The sequence below is a fragment of the Clostridium sp. D5 genome (genome assembly GCF_000190355.1).
Lineage (GTDB): Bacteria > Bacillota > Clostridia > Lachnospirales > Lachnospiraceae > Faecalicatena > Faecalicatena fissicatena_A.
Genome location: NZ_GL870816.1, coordinates 112,488 through 128,933, shown reverse-complemented (window position 1 = coordinate 128,933; position 16,446 = coordinate 112,488). Strand labels below are relative to the sequence as shown.

Annotated in this window: 16 protein-coding genes; 4 read left to right on the top strand and 12 right to left on the bottom strand. The window is 45.9% G+C overall.

The genetic code is table 11. From position 1 onward, the window contains the following. Window positions 1-2: 2 nt before the first annotated feature. The 4 genes from HMPREF0240_RS16990 to HMPREF0240_RS16975 all read left to right on the top strand — a co-directional run bounded on the left by HMPREF0240_RS16990 (window position 3) and on the right by HMPREF0240_RS16975 (window position 2,612). On the top strand, window positions 3-494 hold the full coding sequence (locus HMPREF0240_RS16990; protein ID WP_009004649.1) for a DUF4860 domain-containing protein: 492 nt from the start codon (window positions 3-5) through the stop codon (window positions 492-494). 21 nt (window positions 495-515) lie between these two features. After that, window positions 516-980, top strand: coding sequence for a hypothetical protein (locus HMPREF0240_RS16985; RefSeq protein ID WP_009004648.1), 465 nt, complete (start codon window positions 516-518; stop codon window positions 978-980). Then, window positions 967-1,476, top strand: coding sequence for a hypothetical protein (locus HMPREF0240_RS16980; protein WP_009004647.1), 510 nt, complete (start codon window positions 967-969; stop codon window positions 1,474-1,476). The genes HMPREF0240_RS16985 and HMPREF0240_RS16980 overlap by 14 nt, the downstream gene beginning before the upstream one ends. An 80-nt stretch (window positions 1,477-1,556) precedes the next feature. After that, on the top strand, window positions 1,557-2,612 hold the full coding sequence (locus HMPREF0240_RS16975) for a PilT/PilU family type 4a pilus ATPase (protein WP_009004646.1): 1,056 nt from the start codon (window positions 1,557-1,559) through the stop codon (window positions 2,610-2,612). A 95-nt stretch (window positions 2,613-2,707) separates the two neighbouring features. Here HMPREF0240_RS16975 and HMPREF0240_RS16970 read toward each other — a convergent pair whose 3' ends face one another. From HMPREF0240_RS16970 to HMPREF0240_RS16915, 12 genes are all read right to left on the bottom strand, one after another. After that, window positions 2,708-5,461 (bottom strand): cation-translocating P-type ATPase, encoded by a 2,754-nt coding sequence (locus tag HMPREF0240_RS16970; protein ID WP_047775311.1) that lies wholly within the window; start codon window positions 5,459-5,461, stop codon window positions 2,708-2,710. A gap of 124 nt (window positions 5,462-5,585) precedes the next feature. Further along, complete coding sequence (locus HMPREF0240_RS16965; protein WP_009004644.1) at window positions 5,586-6,182, bottom strand: TIGR04100 family radical SAM protein; 597 nt, start codon at window positions 6,180-6,182, stop codon at window positions 5,586-5,588. A 58-nt stretch (window positions 6,183-6,240) separates the two neighbouring features. Continuing rightward, window positions 6,241-6,759: a TIGR04002 family protein gene (locus HMPREF0240_RS16960; RefSeq protein WP_009004643.1), complete on the bottom strand. Its 519-nt coding sequence runs from the start codon at window positions 6,757-6,759 to the stop codon at window positions 6,241-6,243. 20 nt (window positions 6,760-6,779) lie between these two features. Next, window positions 6,780-7,646 carry a pyridoxamine kinase gene (locus HMPREF0240_RS16955; protein ID WP_009004642.1) on the bottom strand — a complete coding sequence of 289 codons (867 nt, stop codon included), beginning with the start codon at window positions 7,644-7,646 and terminating at the stop codon, window positions 6,780-6,782. Window positions 7,647-8,095: 449 nt separating this feature from the next. Further along, on the bottom strand, window positions 8,096-8,779 hold the full coding sequence (locus tag HMPREF0240_RS16950; protein WP_035313923.1) for a D-lyxose/D-mannose family sugar isomerase: 684 nt from the start codon (window positions 8,777-8,779) through the stop codon (window positions 8,096-8,098). 77 nt (window positions 8,780-8,856) lie between these two features. Beyond that, a complete protein-coding gene (locus HMPREF0240_RS16945) occupies window positions 8,857-9,705 on the bottom strand; it encodes a MurR/RpiR family transcriptional regulator (RefSeq protein ID WP_009004640.1) in 849 nt (282 codons plus the stop codon). A gap of 174 nt (window positions 9,706-9,879) precedes the next feature. Beyond that, a complete protein-coding gene (locus HMPREF0240_RS16940) occupies window positions 9,880-10,734 on the bottom strand; it encodes a class II fructose-bisphosphate aldolase (protein ID WP_009004639.1) in 855 nt (284 codons plus the stop codon). A gap of 67 nt (window positions 10,735-10,801) precedes the next feature. Then, complete coding sequence (locus tag HMPREF0240_RS16935) at window positions 10,802-12,013, bottom strand: ADP-dependent glucokinase/phosphofructokinase (protein ID WP_009004638.1); 1,212 nt, start codon at window positions 12,011-12,013, stop codon at window positions 10,802-10,804. Between the two features lie 35 nt (window positions 12,014-12,048). Continuing rightward, the gene (locus tag HMPREF0240_RS16930) at window positions 12,049-12,909 is read right to left on the bottom strand and encodes a ketose-bisphosphate aldolase (RefSeq protein WP_035313921.1); all 861 of its coding nucleotides are present in this window, start codon (window positions 12,907-12,909) and stop codon (window positions 12,049-12,051) included. Between the two features lie 107 nt (window positions 12,910-13,016). After that, window positions 13,017-13,853, bottom strand: a complete 837-nt coding sequence (locus tag HMPREF0240_RS16925) for a carbohydrate ABC transporter permease (protein WP_009004636.1) — start codon at window positions 13,851-13,853, stop codon at window positions 13,017-13,019. Between the two features lie 3 nt (window positions 13,854-13,856). Further along, window positions 13,857-14,738, bottom strand: a complete 882-nt coding sequence (locus HMPREF0240_RS16920; RefSeq protein ID WP_009004635.1) for a sugar ABC transporter permease — start codon at window positions 14,736-14,738, stop codon at window positions 13,857-13,859. Window positions 14,739-14,866: 128 nt separating this feature from the next. After that, on the bottom strand, window positions 14,867-16,186 hold the full coding sequence (locus HMPREF0240_RS16915) for an extracellular solute-binding protein (protein WP_035313919.1): 1,320 nt from the start codon (window positions 16,184-16,186) through the stop codon (window positions 14,867-14,869). Window positions 16,187-16,446 lie beyond the last annotated feature (260 nt).

Here is a 16,446-nt window from a genome sequence, read left to right as displayed (position 1 = left end):
CTATGCGTTTTCGCACCCAAAAGAACCACATGATTGACTATTTATTTCCAGTGGCGCTGTTCTTTGTGTTTGCGGTGTCTGCACTGACAGTCATCCTCCTGGCCACCAATATATACCGCTCAGCGACCGAACATTCGTCCCTGAATTATACCGCGGGCACTTCGCTGTCCTATATCAGTGAAAAGATACATCAGAGCGATGAAAACGGAAGTATTTCGATCGGGACATTTGACGGGCTGGATGCCCTTATCCTGGAGCAGGAGTATAACGGTACATCCTATTTTACCTATATTTATACCGATGAAAATGAATTAAAGGAATTATTTGTAAAGGAAGGCGTACAGGCCGATGCCTCTTCGGGCAGGCCGATCCTCCAGGTAAAGTCTTTTGAGATGGAACCCGTCAGTGACCATACCTTCCGCTTCACATGTACGGATGAGGCAGGGCAGAATGCCTCATCCATCGTAAGCACGAGAAGTTCTAAAGCACAGTAATACACAATAAAGGAGAGTACTATGACACGCAGAAACCGGGCAAAATCTTCCAGTCTGTTCCTCTTGGAGCTGATTCTTGCAATCTTGTTTTTCTCAATTGCAAGTGCTGTTTGTGTACAGTTTTTTGTAAAATCTCATCTGCTCAGTCAGGAATCGCGTGAACTGGAGGTTTCTGCCAATGAGGTTTCCAGTGTGGCGGAGCTCATCAATGCCTCTTCCAGTAAACGGTCTGCAATTGATTTGATCTGCTCTGAATATCCCGATACAGAAACCTCAGATACAGACGAGGTGATTGTTTACTATGACGAAGACTTTTCTCATTCTGCACAAAAAGACGCTGTTTACACGCTTAAGATCGCATTTACTCAGGAAGCTTTTATGCTGAACGCCAGGATGAGTATGCAGAAACTAAAGGACGGGAAGGACATCTATTCACTGGATATCTCCCACCATCTTCAAAGGGGGTTGAATCATGAATACGAATAAAAAGCATCCCCCCGTTGTCAATATCGGCTCCTCCTCACTGCTGGTCATCTTTCTGGTACTTTGCCTGGTGACATTTGCAACACTGTCCCTTTCCAGCGCCCGCAGTGATTACAACTTCAGCAGCCGGCTGGCAGAGCGAAAAACAGAATATTACGCAGCTTCCAGCCAGGCAGAGGAGGTATTGGATCAGATTGATACGATTCTTGCAGAAACTTACAAGGATTCCCATGGGACCTATTATTCCGCAGCCGAAAAGAAACTTTCCGGCCTGACCCTTGACGGAGATTCCGGGGCGATTACGCTGGATGTTAAGATTTCAACAGAAAAACCCTCCGTGTCCTATCAAGTGCCTGTCAATGACAAACAATTCTTATCCGTGAATCTGGAGCTGCTGCCCGCAGGCAGTCATAATAACGGCTTTTACAGGATCACACAGTGGAAAGTCATGTCTGACACAGAATGGAACGGAGACAATACTTTAAAATTAATCCAATAGACCGCTGTTTGAGACAGCCGCACAGGTGGAATCATATAGAGGAGCACTCTATTACAGAACTATAGAAGGAGAATGGATATATGGACGCAAAATCAATACTGGAGCAGGCTGTCGCTGATGGGGCATCCGATATTTTTATTGTAGCCGGGCTGCCTGTTTCCTGCAGAAAGAACGGCGTTATCAGCCGGGAATATGAAAACAGGCTGCTCCCCCCGGATACGGAAACTCTTCTGGTGGAAATCTACCGTCTGGCAGATAACCGGGATATCAGCCAGCTTCACAAACATGGGGACGATGACTTTTCTTTCGCCATCCAGGGTGTCTCCCGTTTCCGTGTCAGCGCTTATAAACAGAGGGGAGCTCTTTCCGCTGTTATCCGTGTCATTACATTTAACCTGCCGGATCCAAAAGAGCTTGGGCTCCCGGATTATATCATGCAGCTTGGAAACAGCGGCAAAGGCATGGTACTTGTCACCGGCCCCGCTGGAAGCGGTAAGTCTACCACGCTTGCCTGTATCATAGATCAGATTAACAAGACAAGGGATGAGCATATCATCACCCTGGAGGACCCGCTGGAGTTCCTGCACCGCCACAACCGCAGCATTGTAAGCCAGCGTGAGATCAATGTAGATACCGATAATTATGTAACCGCCCTGCGCGCTGCGCTGCGCCAGAGCCCCGATGTCATCCTGCTGGGAGAAATGCGCGACTATGAAACAATCAACGTAGCCATGACCGCCGCAGAAACAGGGCATCTGCTCTTCTCCACCCTGCACACCATCGGAGCCGCCAATACCATCGACCGTATTATCGATGTATTTCCGTCGAATCAGCAGCGGCAGATCGCAGTACAGCTCTCCATGGTGCTCAATGCCGTCGTTTCACAGCAGCTGGTTCCTACAGTAGATGGAAAAGTGACCCCCGCATTCGAGATCATGACCGTCACACCGGCCATCCGGAATATGATCCGTGATAATAAGGTACACCAGATTGACGGGATTATTTATTCTTCTGTTAAGGAAGAGATGGTTTCAATGGATACCAGTCTGCTGAAGCTTTATAAAGACGGAAAGATCTCCAGAGATGTTGCAATGACTTATGCAACAAATCCGGAGATGCTGGGGAAGAAATTATGAGAACACAATGATTTCCGGATGAAAATAAGACGTGTATCGCTGCTAAAGAACACGTCTTATTTGTATTGATGATTCAGTAATTAAAATGCCAGTGATTATTTGCCCCCATCTGTCTGCGGGCTTATTTTTTTGTTTTCTGCAGCCAGTTTTTCTTTCACACTGGCCGAACCAAAATGTGTGGCCCCCAGCAATACGAATATCTCATGTGCCAGAACAGGAAATGCTGACAGGATAATCAGGGATATCCATTCACCGAAGGACAGGGCGGTTGTACCGAACATGGCAGTAAGATACGGCACTTCGGTTACTGCGGCCTGCAGGATGAAACCCACTCCAAAAGAAGCAAGCATCACTACATTAAAGTCTCTTTTCCTTGAAAATACAGAAGTATGTATATCCTTCATTCCCAGTGCATGGAACAGCTCAGACATTCCCAGTACGGTGAAAGCATAAGTCTGCGCTCTGGCCAGCACATCTGTATCGGCAAATACGGCCGAGATATTGGCCAGGGTAAATACCTTCTGCTGGGATGCCAGTATATCCCAGGGGACCTTCAGGAATGCGGTCAGGCTTATGGCCGCGATCAGGCAGCCGTAAAAGATGGTGCAGGCGGTTCCCCCGTGGGAAAATAAGCCTTCATTTGCCTTTCTCGGCGGCATTTTCATCAAAGCTTCCTTATCGTTTTTATCTACCCCCAGCGCCAGTGCCGGCAGAGAGTCCGTAATCAGGTTTACCCAAAGAATATGGCTGGCCTTCAAAGGGGACGCCATTCCCAGTATCACTGCGGTAAACATTGTAATGATTTCACCAAAATTTGAGGACAGAAGAAACAAAACAGTTTTCCTGATGTTCTCATAAATACTTCGTCCTTCTTCGATGGCCTTTTCAATCGTAGCAAAATTGTCATCCGTCAGAATCATGTCTGCCGCATTTTTTGCCACATCGGTCCCTGTGACTCCCATAGCGATTCCAATGTCTGCCATTCGCAGGGAGGGGGCGTCATTCACACCGTCACCGGTCATGGCGGCAATGTTTCCGGTTTCTTTCAGTAATTTCACGATCCGTACCTTATGCTCCGGGGATACCCTGGCAAATACACTGGTTCTCTTTAATTTTTCTTTTAACTGGGCATCGGATGCCTTTTCCAGCTCCTCACCTGTCATACATTCGTCCATCTTCTTTGCGATTCCAAGTTCTCTTGCAATTGCAAATGCGGTGTCTATATGATCTCCGGTTATCATAATGGTACGCACAGATGCCTCTTTAAACCGCTCTACCGCCGCCTTGGCCTCCGGCCTGACAGGATCGATCATCCCAGCCAGCCCGACAAAGGTCATGTCCTGTTCCTTTACTTCCTTCTCGCCCTTCCTTACCGCTACTGCCAGTACACGCAGCGCCTGAGCGGAGAAGTCATCTACTGCCTGACGTATCTGTCTTCGGTGGGAATCTGTCAGAGACTGTACTTTCCCATTGATCAGAATTTTGCTGCACCTTCCCAGAATAACCTCTGGTGCACCTTTTGTGTAAGCCTTGAACCCCTGCGTGCTCTGGTGAACCGTTGTCATCATCTTGCGCTGGGAATCAAAAGCCTTTTCGTTCACTCTTGGCATTCTGGACTCCAGCGACTCTTTTTGGGAGCGTCCATCAGACGATGCCTCCCCCCTGGACCGGTATCCCTGGGCAAAACGGAGCAGTGCAAGCTCGGTCGGGTCTCCCAGTTCCTCCTTCCCCGTTATGACCGCATCGTTGCAGAGCGCCATCCCTTCTACGAATTCTTCCGGCATATTCGGTGCCGGCTGGCTGCTCTTGTAAACATTTTGATTTACAAAATATCTTGTAACTGTCATTTTATTCTGGGTCAGCGTACCGGTTTTATCCGAGCAGACCACATTGACCGCCCCCAGGGTCTCAACAGACGGAAGCTTTCTTACAATTGTGTTTACCCTGACCATCTTCGAAACACTGAGCGCCAGGACAATAGTCACGATCGCAGGAAGTCCCTCAGGCACGGCAGCTACGGCCAGGGAAATGGCGGTAATCAGCATTTCCAGAATGTTGCGTTTCTGTAAGACCGCAATGGCGAACAGGGCGGCACAGAGAAGAACCGATACAATACTGAGCATCTTTCCTAACCCTGCCAGCTTCTTCTGCAGCGGGGTAAACTCTTTGGGGACATCGCTGATGATCGCAGCGATCTTCCCGATTTCGGTGCCCATACCTGCCGCTATGACAACGCCTTCCCCTCTTCCGCTTGTCACCAGGGTGGACATAAACGCTTCATTCTTTCTGTCTCCCACGGGCAGTGATTTTGCCGCCTGGAAGGCCGCATCTTTATTGACGGGCAGCGATTCCCCTGTCAGGGCCGACTCCTCCACCTTCAGGTTCCATGTCTTAACAAGCCGCAGATCCGCAGCCACCTGGGCGCCCGCCTCCAGAAGGACAACGTCCCCCTTCACCAGCTGGGGAGCCGGGATTTCCCGTATGACACCATCTCTTCTCACCACAGCCCTGGGGCTTGTCAGCTTTTTAAGCGATTCCAGCGCCTTTTGGGCCTTGCCTTCCTGTATTACACCTACCGTCGCATTTACTACAATTACAATAGCGATAATAATTGCATCGCTCACTTCTTTCAGCAGAAAGGATACAAGAGCCGCCACAAGGAGCACACAGATGAGCGGGTCGTTCAGCTGCTCCAGAAAAGACTCCACGGCGGTCTTCTTTCTTCCTTCTTTCAGAACATTTGGGCCATCTTCCCCAAGCCGTCTTGCTGCCTCCGCCTCCGACAGGCCCTTTTCCCGGTCTGTATGCAGCATATCTGATATCTCATGTAGTGACTTTTCCTCAAACAAAATACCCTCTCCTTTCACGCTTGTACAATACATTAGTACTGTATATTATGCTTGAAAGAAGAGGATTAGTCCTTTTTCTAATATATGATTATAATGAGTTTTCTTCCCCGCTCCCCAGATCGGTTCAGGCATATTTCCTGACCCGCAGCTCCACCCCTATAGATTCCGCAAGTTCCCTGCTTGCTTTGATGTCCTCCTCCGAAAGCACATCTACAACGGTCATTTTAACCTGTGGTATCATTTTCTCACACTCTGCTGCAAAATCCAGCATAGCTTCAAAGGCATTTTCAAACTTCGGCCGGGTGACTCTGGTATACTCTTCTTTAGTGGGTGCATTCAGGCTGATCGAAACAGCATCTGTCACCTTCGCCAACGTTGGAACGATATCTTTACCATGATACAGATTCCCCAGGCCGTTTGTATTGACCCGTACCGTAACGCCATATTTTTCTTTGGCGTATTCTGCCGACTTTACCAGATTCTCAAGTGCACAGGTCGGTTCTCCGTACCCGCAGTATACCAGCTCGTTGTATCCGTTAAAATCAAACGCATCCATCGCCGCAATAATTTCTTCCAGGGTGGGGTCCACTTTATGCCACAGCGTCTCTGCATCCCCGACTCCGTTCTCATGGCTGCGGATGCAGAATTCGCACCGGCAGTCACATAAATTTGTAATATTCGCGTAAACCTGATTTTTGTAGGTATATAAAATATCAGCCATTTCTTCTTCCTCTTTTCAAATCCCTTTATTTAAACCCTTCCGAATCATTCTCTGTCCATCAGCACAAATGCAGCATTTTCTGCGTCTTATCCTTTACCCGTGCTTTATCCATTGCCGCCGCCAGTGCAAGGAAGATCACTGCACTTCCGCCGGACTGTACTGCGCTTCCCGCCAGTGATGCCAGAGGCGCCACAAAAGATCCAAACAGAATTCCCTCGGCCAGATAATATCCTGCTGCCGAGATCACCGCTGCAATAAAAGGAGCCGCAATATTTCTGGGAGCCATGATCCTGCCCTCCCGGCTTGTAAAAGGCAGTGTGATCAGCATTTTAATGATGATCGTGGCGGGTGCCCACATAGGCGCTGTCAGCAGATCCGCCAGCCCCCCGCCGATAGCTGCAGCAGCCAGTGCATACGGCCTGGGAAGAAATACCGCGCTCAGATAAATCAGTGCATCCCCGAAATGGATATATCCGCCGTTTGCTCCGTATGGGATATGACAGATATAGGCCGTCATAATTGTAATCATAGCTGCAAACAGGCCCGTTGCCGTGATTTTAGATGTGTTGTTCCTCATGTGTCCCACTCTCCTTTTCTTTATGAATGCTGTCCCGGAAGCAGCATGCCGAGATACTGTTCGTAATCCACGCCGTCATTGCGTGGAATGCCTTCCCTCACCGAATCCGTAATTGCACGTTCTATAAAGGCCCCTGCAAGTTCTATGCTTTTGGATATCTCATCCCCCCTCGCCAGCCCGGCCGCAACAACGGATGCAAATAGATCCCCCGTCCCGGAATAACTTCCTCCTATATATGGAAATGCAGAAAAACTGCTCTTACCTGCATTAACCGCCAGATTCCCCATCTTCTCAATGCCATCCTCCGCATCCCGAAAATGGATTCCCGTCACTACTACGTTCTTCGGCCCTCTCCTCATCAGATTAGCCGCCATCTGCTCAACTGCAACGAGAAGATGTTTCTCATCGGTCATTTCCCGGATCATCCTGAAGTCTGTATCCGTCAGGAGGCAGAGTTCTGTCAGATTTGGTGTCACTACATCGGCCTGAAATGCCAGCTCCTTCATCAGGCTGCACAGCCTTTCTGTAAACATGGTATATACATTTCCGTTGTCTCCCATTACCGGGTCCACAAGAAGAAATGTCTTTTTGTTCCGGAATGTATCCAGAAATTCGAAAATATTCTCGATCTGGCGTTCGCTGGCTACAAACCCTGTATAAATTCCATCGAACCGGGCATCCATCTTTTCCCATTCCCGCCGGAAATGCTGCATCTTATCTGTATAGTCATCACAATAATAACTGGGATACCCGGTCTGCGCGCTCAGGACCGCGGTAGGCAGCGGACATGGCTGGACTCCCATAACCGATATAACAGAGATGGCGGCCGTCAGGGAGCACCGTCCAAACCCGGATAAATCATTGATGACTGCAATTTTCTTTGTCATAAATATTTCCTCATTTCTCATATCACAGAGCTGTTTTTTACTGCCCCGCACGAGGCGTTGTCCCCCGCCGCACAGCCTCCGTCAGAATAACGTTCTGCCGCCGAAGTGCCGATATGCTTTATTATCACTTGCATGCCATGATATCACAAAACTGGTTTAGCCTAAATGTCCAGTTATATATCTTTTAACCAGACCAGTTGAATTTGTGCATGTAGCAGCCGCATCGCGGCGTGTGCATCCCCCGGAGGATTTTTATGATATAGGGAATTCCAGAGGAATTCCCTATATCATAAAAAAAGGCTCTTCCGACATACCAGATACCGGATTCAATCCGTTCCTGCGTCGAAAGAGCCTCATTCACAATGCACTCAATTTACTGTAATTCTTACCTTATTCTTCATTTTCCGAAAAATGTTCTCATATCCCGTCCCGGGATTCTGCCATCTTGCCTATTCTGCTTTTGGATACTCCGTACAAAGCAGGCGGTAAGGCTTTTCATCTTCCTCAATCTCAGGAAAACGTCCGATTGGTGCATAAAAGCAATTATCATGCTCATCATCATTACACATGGAGACTTCTCCCAATAATACGGCCCCGCCAGTCTCCGGTACAATGAAATCATGATACATATATGGAGTAATTGTAATACTCTCCCCTGGCTTTAAGCAAACCTTGGTTCCCGCCGGAACCACTTCTGTCTTTCCGTCTTTATGTACAGCAACATCTGTGTCCAGCATGGTTTTATCTTCTGCGCCATTGTACACAGTGATATAAATATCATTTCCGCCGCGGTTTATAATGTCTTCCATCTTGTTCCAGTGATAGTGCATCGGAGACGTCTGTCCCTCATACAGCATCAGAAGCTTTTCCGCATATGTCTTTGGATATTTGTCCGGCATCTTCTGATTCCCGTTACGAATCGTAAGAAGGGAGAATCCTACTTTATCAAAATTATCCAGTCCATAATCTGTAATATCCCATCCCAGACAGTTGTCACGGACTTCATCGTATTCGTGCCCGATGCCTTTCCATTCCTCCGGGGTCAGTTTTGCAAATGGCGGGATTTCAAATCTGTGTTCTTCAATCAGTGCTTCCATGTCCTTAATAACTTCGTTGATTCTTGAGCGTTTCATACTATAACCCATCCTTTCTTATATCCAAATAGCAGGGCACACTGTCCCTGCTATCCGCTTCTTTACCCGCAGTAAGCTTATAACTTATACTCAGATAAAATCGTCTCCGGCCTGTCTGCCTGTTTCGTCTGAATCCATTCCTCATTCGTAACAAAATTCAAAAGTGCATCAATGGTAGCCATCACGTTTGTCTGCGCATAATCTTTATAATAGTTAAAGGCCTCGTCTTTCCCGCTGGACAGCAGCACGTAATCGGCGAGTTCCGATACCGGTGACTGTACATGATCTGTAATGGCAATCGTCTTAAGTCCCTTGTCTTTGGCCAGTTCCAATCCCAGAACCACTGGCTTTGACGTACCCGACTTGGATATTGCCACTACGATATCCTCCGGCTCCGCGAGATTGACATGGTTCATAAAAAATTCCGCGGATGATCCATAAGTGCTTCTTATTCCAAGCCTTCCCAGCCTGAATCCCATGTACTGTGATACCGAGCACGTATTACCGATGGCTATGATATGTGCCTGTTTACATATCTTCAAAAGATTCACGCAATTCCACATGACTTCAGGATCTATTCTTCTGCCGATCCCAATCAACATTTCTGCATAGTCATGAAACACCTTTGCAATCGCCCCGGTGTTCTTCGGAATCACCATACCCTCATACTGCTTCTTTCCCAAATCTCTTGCAAGCGTAATCCGAAACTGATAATATCCCGTATATCCAATATGGTGGCACATGCGCACAATCGTAGCATCGCTTACACCGCTCTGCTTTGCCAGCTCCGAAACATTGGAGTCCACTGTTTTCTGTGGATTCTGCAAAACAAAATCTGCTACTTTTTTCTCTGCCGCAAATATTTCCTCGTACTTTTCTTTAATAACGTCAAGTACTTCCCGCTGTAATATATTATCATTCTTCAAGGCTCTCTACTCCAAACAGTTTTTATCAGAAATCCATCTTGAATCACTTAATATTATAGTATCATATATGCCATCCTCTGTCACCAATAATCCGCAGTTTACCGCGGATTCGCCCAAGGGGCACGTGGTACGGGATGCCCCTTTTTGTCATCTCTTTTTTTATCTTCCTGCCGTTTAAAAATGGCAAAGTGTCTTCATGCGCTCCTCTAAGTATGGCTGTAATTTAGCCTGAACGTACTCCGGCAGATTGATAATCTTAACGGGATCCGGATTATCCGTATTTTCCAGAGAAAAGGCTGCCACTGCGTCGTAATATCTTCCTAAAAATTCCGTGCCCAAATTGAATTTATTGATTCCCTTTGAAAATGCTGTCAGTAACTGATCGTCCGGTATACCGCTGCCGCCGTGAAGCACCAGAGATACATCCGTTGCCGCGTGGATCTCCTCAAGACGCGGAATATCCAGATGCGGAGTATCTTGATATTCACCATGTGCATTTCCGATAGAAACTGCCAGGGAATTCACTCCCGTCTCTCTGCAGAATTTTTCTGCGGCATCTGCCTTAGTATACAGATCTTCCCTGGCGTTATCGGAATCTGCTGCCGCTCCAACGTGGCCGATCTCGCCCTCTACACACACGCCCCAATCGCGTGTCTTAAGAACCACCTCTCTGGTCAGTGCAATATTGGTATCCAGATCATTCATTGACCCGTCAATCATAACAGATTCAAATCCCGCTCCTATGGTTGTCATAATCGCGTCATAAGTAAAATCATGGTCCGCATGCAGTCCAATCGGAACTTTCACTTCATTTGCCAGTTCTTTTACCATGGCTGCATAACTTGCAAACCCGGTGGTATGCTGAACTGTAACATGCTCCGGGTACAGCATCACCATTGCGGGTGTATTCGTGGCCTCTGCTGCGTATACGACGGATCTTGCCATCGTATAATCCATACAGATGAATGAGATTACCGAAGTATTGCTCTCTTTCGCCATTTTTAATATGTTTTGTGTTTTTTCATACATTGTGTTCTCTCCTTCATATGATGTCTGATTGTTGCTATCCACGTCCCAGGGCCGTGCATAGAAGCGTCTATTCTTCTCTGCTCTCCTTCAGCAGTCCCGGCAGAAGTCCACCCGCAAAAGAATCACCCAGACCGACTACTGTTGGTTTCTCTACATGGCTTAAATCCTTACACGGGATACAATAAATCTTATCTCCCAGCATCTCACTCATTTTTTCGCAGAATGATATGCTGTCTGTTTTGTCGGGTATATCTTTTGTCTGTGCATAGTCTTCCAAAGTAAAGTTATCCCCGATCCGGAAGCGTGTTGCCGCCATTGTGACCCCGCCCTCCAGAGATGCTTTCATCATGCCTGCATCTACTCCATAGACCAGTGCCCATGCGGCAGAATGCACCAGAATCAGCCCGATGCCCGTATTGTCATAAACATATTTCACGGCCTCCACCACTGCATGTGGGTCAAGTATATCAATGGATTTACCGATGTACTGCTGCAGTTCGTCTTCATTCATGCTTAACACATCGATTTGGGGTGCCAGCTGTTCGTGAACGCAGCTGCGGGCTTCTTTCTTAACATAGCATCCGTCTTCCATAACCACAACCGCATCCGCCGGCAGATAAGCCAGCAATGACTTTGTCTTTTCCATCCTGTCTTTCAGCACGTCTAAATCCAGCATTTCAGAAAATGATCCCAACAAAAACACTTCACATCCGCCAATCATTTTTCCGAATTCATCGGGCAGGACAGGCATATTCAGACTGTCTGCATCCCGTGAGATCAATACCCTGTTTTCTCTGGGTGTGATAAAATCAATGTCATTCGCATGGATCCTCACTCCCTTTAAGCATTGCAGAACAACGTGCGGGAATATCTCATTCTGCTCCGGCCCTACCCCGGGCAGAACCCGGACACTTGACGGCATCAACCGTTTCACATGCTCATTATAACAGCTGGTTTGCAGCACGCTGGGATAGCCCAGGCGATCCAAAATAATAGCGGCACGGGTAGGCGTTCCTCCCAAAGTCACTTCATACTCAAAATGATTCGCAAACTCAACGCACATCTCGGGCGTGTCAGGGACCATCTCACATCCGATACCAGCCTGCAAATGTGCAAGACTCATAATCCAAATTGCGCGTTCTGAATCAACATCAATATCCATTTTCAGCTCATCTGCATGGATATCAAATGCCTTTATCTGTTCTTCTATAACCTGCGTATCCCATTTCAGTTCATAATCTACGCATGTATGAAAGCCCAGTGCAATTCTCTCATTCATTCTGCGGTCTCCTTCAGTTATATAGAATAGAGTTCCTAGTAAAGTGATGCTTTTCCTGCTGCCTGGAACAGTTCAATCTTATCAAAAGCAACTACTTTCATTGCTTCTACACAGATCGGCTGAATCTGGTTTGGCTCACGGAGAGATGCATCCTGAAGAACTTCTCGCATTTTCTCATAGTAAGCCGCTTTGATGTCACTGGAAATGTTTATCTTGTTTACGCCATGCTCTACAGATTTTGCAATTTCTGAATCTTTGTTAGAAGATCCGCCATGAAGTACAAGCGGTGCATCCACAACTTTTTTAATTTCATCCAGAATGTCAATGCGAAGTTCCGGTTTCATGTCTTTTGGATAAATACCGTGGCAGGTTCCGATTGCAATTGCCAGACAGTCAATACCAGTTTTCTCAATGAAATCTTTTGCCTGCATTGGATCTGTATATAAGATTTCATCGGGTGCCGTTGTTTCTACGGAATCTGTATTTCCGATTGTTCCAAGCTCACCCTCTACTGATACATTCACTGCATGTGCAGCCTCACATACCTTCTGGCATGTTGCCACATTTCCTTCATATGGCTGGCTGGAGGCATCAATCATAACGGAGGTAAATCCTGCACGGATTGCCGTAATCACCTGTTCAAAAGTTCCGCCGTGATCCAGATGAATCACTGCAGGTACAGAAGAATTATGAATTCTCTCAACGATCCCCTTCACCATCTCCGTTGTAATATGGCTTAATTCATCCGGATGAATTGCAATAATCACAGGCGCATTTTTTTCTTCAGATGCCTCCATGATCCCATTAAACATATTATAATCACTAATGTTAAATGCAGGTACCGCAAAGTTGTTCTCATTCGCAACAGCAAGTAATTCTTTCATGTTCATTAACATAATCATTCTCCTCTTTTCTTTAAAATTAAAATATATATACTGTTCCGCAGCTCCGCTGCAGACCGCCCGCAGGGTACGGGGTACCCTTTGGGTATACCTATTTTCCTTTAGCCCTTTACACCGCCGGAAGACATACCGGCTATAAAGTATTTCTGGAAAAAGATAAACAAAATCAGTACAGGAATGGAGCCCAGCACACTCATCGCCATCATCTGGCTCCAGTCATATCCATGCTGTCCCATCAATAAGTTGATCCCAATCGGTACTGTACGCATATTGTTTGTCTGTGTCAAAGCCAGTGCGAACAGATACTCGTTCCATGCCTGCATAAAAGTGTACATACCTACAGAAACCATTCCCGGTATTGATATCGGCACTAATACAGACCAAAGCGCTTTCCATCTGGAACCGCCATCAATCATAACGGCTTCATCCAGTTCCCTGGACAGTGTATTAAAATAACCTGTCATCATTAAGATACAATACGGCAGCGTTGTAATCAGATAGGTAAGAATCAATGCAAAATATGTATTAAACAGTCTCATAGCAACAATCAGGCCCATGTACGGAATCAGCAGTACAATCGGCGGAATTGCCTGTACACTGACAATCAGAGAATTAAAAATCCCTTTCCCCGGAAAGTCAAATCTGCTGAACGCATATGCTGCAAGTATTCCAACAAACAACGTCAGTAATACGACACACACTGCTACTATATAACTGTTGATAAAGTATCGTACCTTTGAAGAATCCGTCAGCACCGCGATGTATGACGATAAACTGGCTGTCTTATCAAAAAATTTGGGCGGCCATGCGAAAATGGCCGAATTCGCTTTTAGTGAAGAGCAAATCATCCAAAATATTGGAAATGCTGAGAATAAACCACCCAAAACCAAAAGAATAGAAACTATGACTTTTGTCGTTTTTTTATAACTTCCAACCATCCCCTATTCCCTCACTTTCTTCTGCTGCTTCACATAGAAAATTGCAATAAATATGCAGACTACAAGCAATATCGTGGCTGCCGTTGCAGCCATACTATAATCCACTTTCTGGAATGCTTTTTTATAAATGTATATACTCAACGTCTCTGTTGAATTCACCGGGCCGCCGCCTGTTAACATCCAGATAACATTGAAGGACTGCAGCGTCCAGATAAAATCTAACATTGCGATACTAATCAAAATCGGTTTCAATTGCGGTATGGTTATGTGCAGAAAGCTCTTTGTAGCTGTTGAACCATCAATAGCAGCGCTCTCGTACAGATCACCGGAGATTCCCTGCAGTCCTGCAAGAATACTGATCATATAAAATGGATAACCACACCAGATATTAATAAAACAAATAACCCCCAGTGCGATCGACCTGTTGCTCAGCCACTCTGTGTTTTGGGATATCTGCGGAAAGACAGACAGAAGATAGTTTACAATACCCGATGGCTGTAACATTAATTTCCACAGAATTGCAACAACGGATGCCGTAAACACCCAGGGAAGAATATAAACAACACGGGCAATTGTTTTTGTTCTGGTTCCAAAATATTTCGAATTCAGCAGCATCGCAAATAGCATCCCCAGAACCAAATGGGCAACAACACTTACTACTACAAAGATAATCGTATTCGATATTGCACCTATATACTCGCTGTCTGCAAATATTGTTTTATAATTTTCCAATCCGACAAATTCCGGATTCTGTGAGACGACAGCTCCATCCACAAAAGAGTAACCGATTACCATGCAGATAGGTATAACCATGAAGACAATCATTAATATTATTGTTGGGGCAAGATATCTGTATGGAGCAGTTTTCTTTCCTGTTAACTTCAAAATCAGTCCCTCCTATTATCCTGTTCTAACCCTATTAGCAAAAGATTCTTTAGCCTGAGTCATAACTTTTTTAGAAATGGGGGGCAGGAATTCCCCCCGCTCCCCATTCCTATTGCCTTTTAATTCATTTACTTTCCTGCCTCGTCAAGGTACCCCTGCCAATTAGTAAGCAGTGTAGCGCTGTCGATATCGCCTTCAAGATATGTAGTCAGATCATTTGTCATAGAAGTCATTACATCTGATGCATTCGGAAGACCGATGAACTCATTGATTACATAGTTTTCTTTATATAAATCATAGTAAGCCTGGAACTGTTTCGGTGCCTTGCTGTAATCCGGCTCAGCAACAGTACTGTTCGGGAATGCTGACATTGTAGCTGCTAATCCTGCAGATGCAGAACCATCTTTTCCATCCATACCGCCAAGCAGGTAGTTGATGAATTTAGCTGCTTCTTCCTTATTCTCACAAGAATCTGAAATACCTACAGCCCAGCTTGCATAGCAGATACCGCTCTTATCCTTGAAATCATCTTTTACAGGAATTGTAGTGGCTTCAAAATTAATGTCAGTGAACTGGCTCATTGTAGCTGCAGATGCTACTGTAAATGCGCAGTTGCCTGCTGCAAAGTTACTTGTCATCTCAGATTCTTCCAGTGTGCTCATGCCTGGATATAAAGAACCGTCATCATAAAGTCCTTTGAACATCTCAGTAAGGGATGCCAGACCTGCGTTGTCTTTTGTCTTGTATGCGCCACTGTCATCTTTCAGGCTGATTCCTGATCCCCAGCCGGTTCCCATGAATACATTCTGAATACCGTTTGCATTCGTTGTACCAAGGTTTAATGCAAATGCAGAGTTTCCTGCTGCTGTAATCTTCTTACATGCGTCTCTCAGTTCGGTCCATGTTGTTGGAATCGCGTCAACTCCGGAATCTTTCAGGATATCCATATTCACATACATTGGATATGCAAAGTTCAGTACCGGAACAACATAGCCTTTGCCGTCTACTTTCCAGATGTCGCTTGCAAGACTGCTGTCTACACCGGCAGCTCCAACATCTGTCAGAACACCCATATCAACAAATTCTGAGAGCCATGCTCCATCCACACTTATGATATCTGCGATCGTACCGTTGGTAGCTCCTGCTGTGATGGCTGTCTTTGTATCAGCCCATGGAGCTGTTAACAATTCCACTTTCACGCCTGTCTCTTCCTCATACTTGGCACAAATATCATCCAGATATCCTTCCGGGAGTTCAGCTCCCCACCACTGCTGGAACTTCAGTGTTACATCGCTGCTTTTGGAATCGGATCCGCCATCTTCAGTTTTGGCGTCGGTTTTTGCATCGGTTTTACCTTCTTCCTTTCCTCCGCACGCAGCCAGGCTTGCTACCATAATTCCCATCAAACCAACAGCAAGTCCCTTTTTCAAGATCGTACTCAATTTCATAATGACTCCTCCTTTAATATTTTGAGCCTCCGCGCATGTAATTATATTTCATGAACTGCCGGATTTTTACATTTCCAGGACCAGCTTTTATTTTATAATGCACGTTCGGCTGTTATATTGTGTAATTTTATTTTACCACCGTTTTACAATAAGTCAATATCACTCTGTCAATTCATTTTATTTTTGTATATATTGCACAATTTATTTGTTTTTCCATTGTTTCATCATGAAATAAAATTTTTCTTCAAACGAAAGCTATT

Bases quoted from the DNA above. Each gene is read 5' to 3' on its own strand.
- HMPREF0240_RS16990 (WP_009004649.1), top strand. From the start codon at position 3: ATGCGTTTTCGCACCCAAAAGAACCACATGATTGACTATTTATTTCCA.
- HMPREF0240_RS16985 (WP_009004648.1), top strand. From the start codon at position 516: ATGACACGCAGAAACCGGGCAAAATCTTCCAGTCTGTTCCTCTTGGAG.
- HMPREF0240_RS16980 (WP_009004647.1), top strand. From the start codon at position 967: ATGAATACGAATAAAAAGCATCCCCCCGTTGTCAATATCGGCTCCTCC.
- HMPREF0240_RS16975 (WP_009004646.1), top strand. From the start codon at position 1,557: ATGGACGCAAAATCAATACTGGAGCAGGCTGTCGCTGATGGGGCATCC.
- HMPREF0240_RS16965 (WP_009004644.1), bottom strand. From the start codon at position 6,182: ATGGCTGATATTTTATATACCTACAAAAATCAGGTTTACGCGAATATT.
- HMPREF0240_RS16960 (WP_009004643.1), bottom strand. From the start codon at position 6,759: ATGAGGAACAACACATCTAAAATCACGGCAACGGGCCTGTTTGCAGCT.
- HMPREF0240_RS16955 (WP_009004642.1), bottom strand. From the start codon at position 7,646: ATGACAAAGAAAATTGCAGTCATCAATGATTTATCCGGGTTTGGACGG.
- HMPREF0240_RS16950 (WP_035313923.1), bottom strand. From the start codon at position 8,779: ATGAAACGCTCAAGAATCAACGAAGTTATTAAGGACATGGAAGCACTG.
- HMPREF0240_RS16940 (WP_009004639.1), bottom strand. From the start codon at position 10,734: ATGTATGAAAAAACACAAAACATATTAAAAATGGCGAAAGAGAGCAAT.
- HMPREF0240_RS16935 (WP_009004638.1), bottom strand. From the start codon at position 12,013: ATGAATGAGAGAATTGCACTGGGCTTTCATACATGCGTAGATTATGAA.
- HMPREF0240_RS16930 (WP_035313921.1), bottom strand. From the start codon at position 12,909: ATGTTAATGAACATGAAAGAATTACTTGCTGTTGCGAATGAGAACAAC.
- HMPREF0240_RS16925 (WP_009004636.1), bottom strand. From the start codon at position 13,853: ATGGTTGGAAGTTATAAAAAAACGACAAAAGTCATAGTTTCTATTCTT.
- HMPREF0240_RS16915 (WP_035313919.1), bottom strand. From the start codon at position 16,186: ATGAAATTGAGTACGATCTTGAAAAAGGGACTTGCTGTTGGTTTGATG.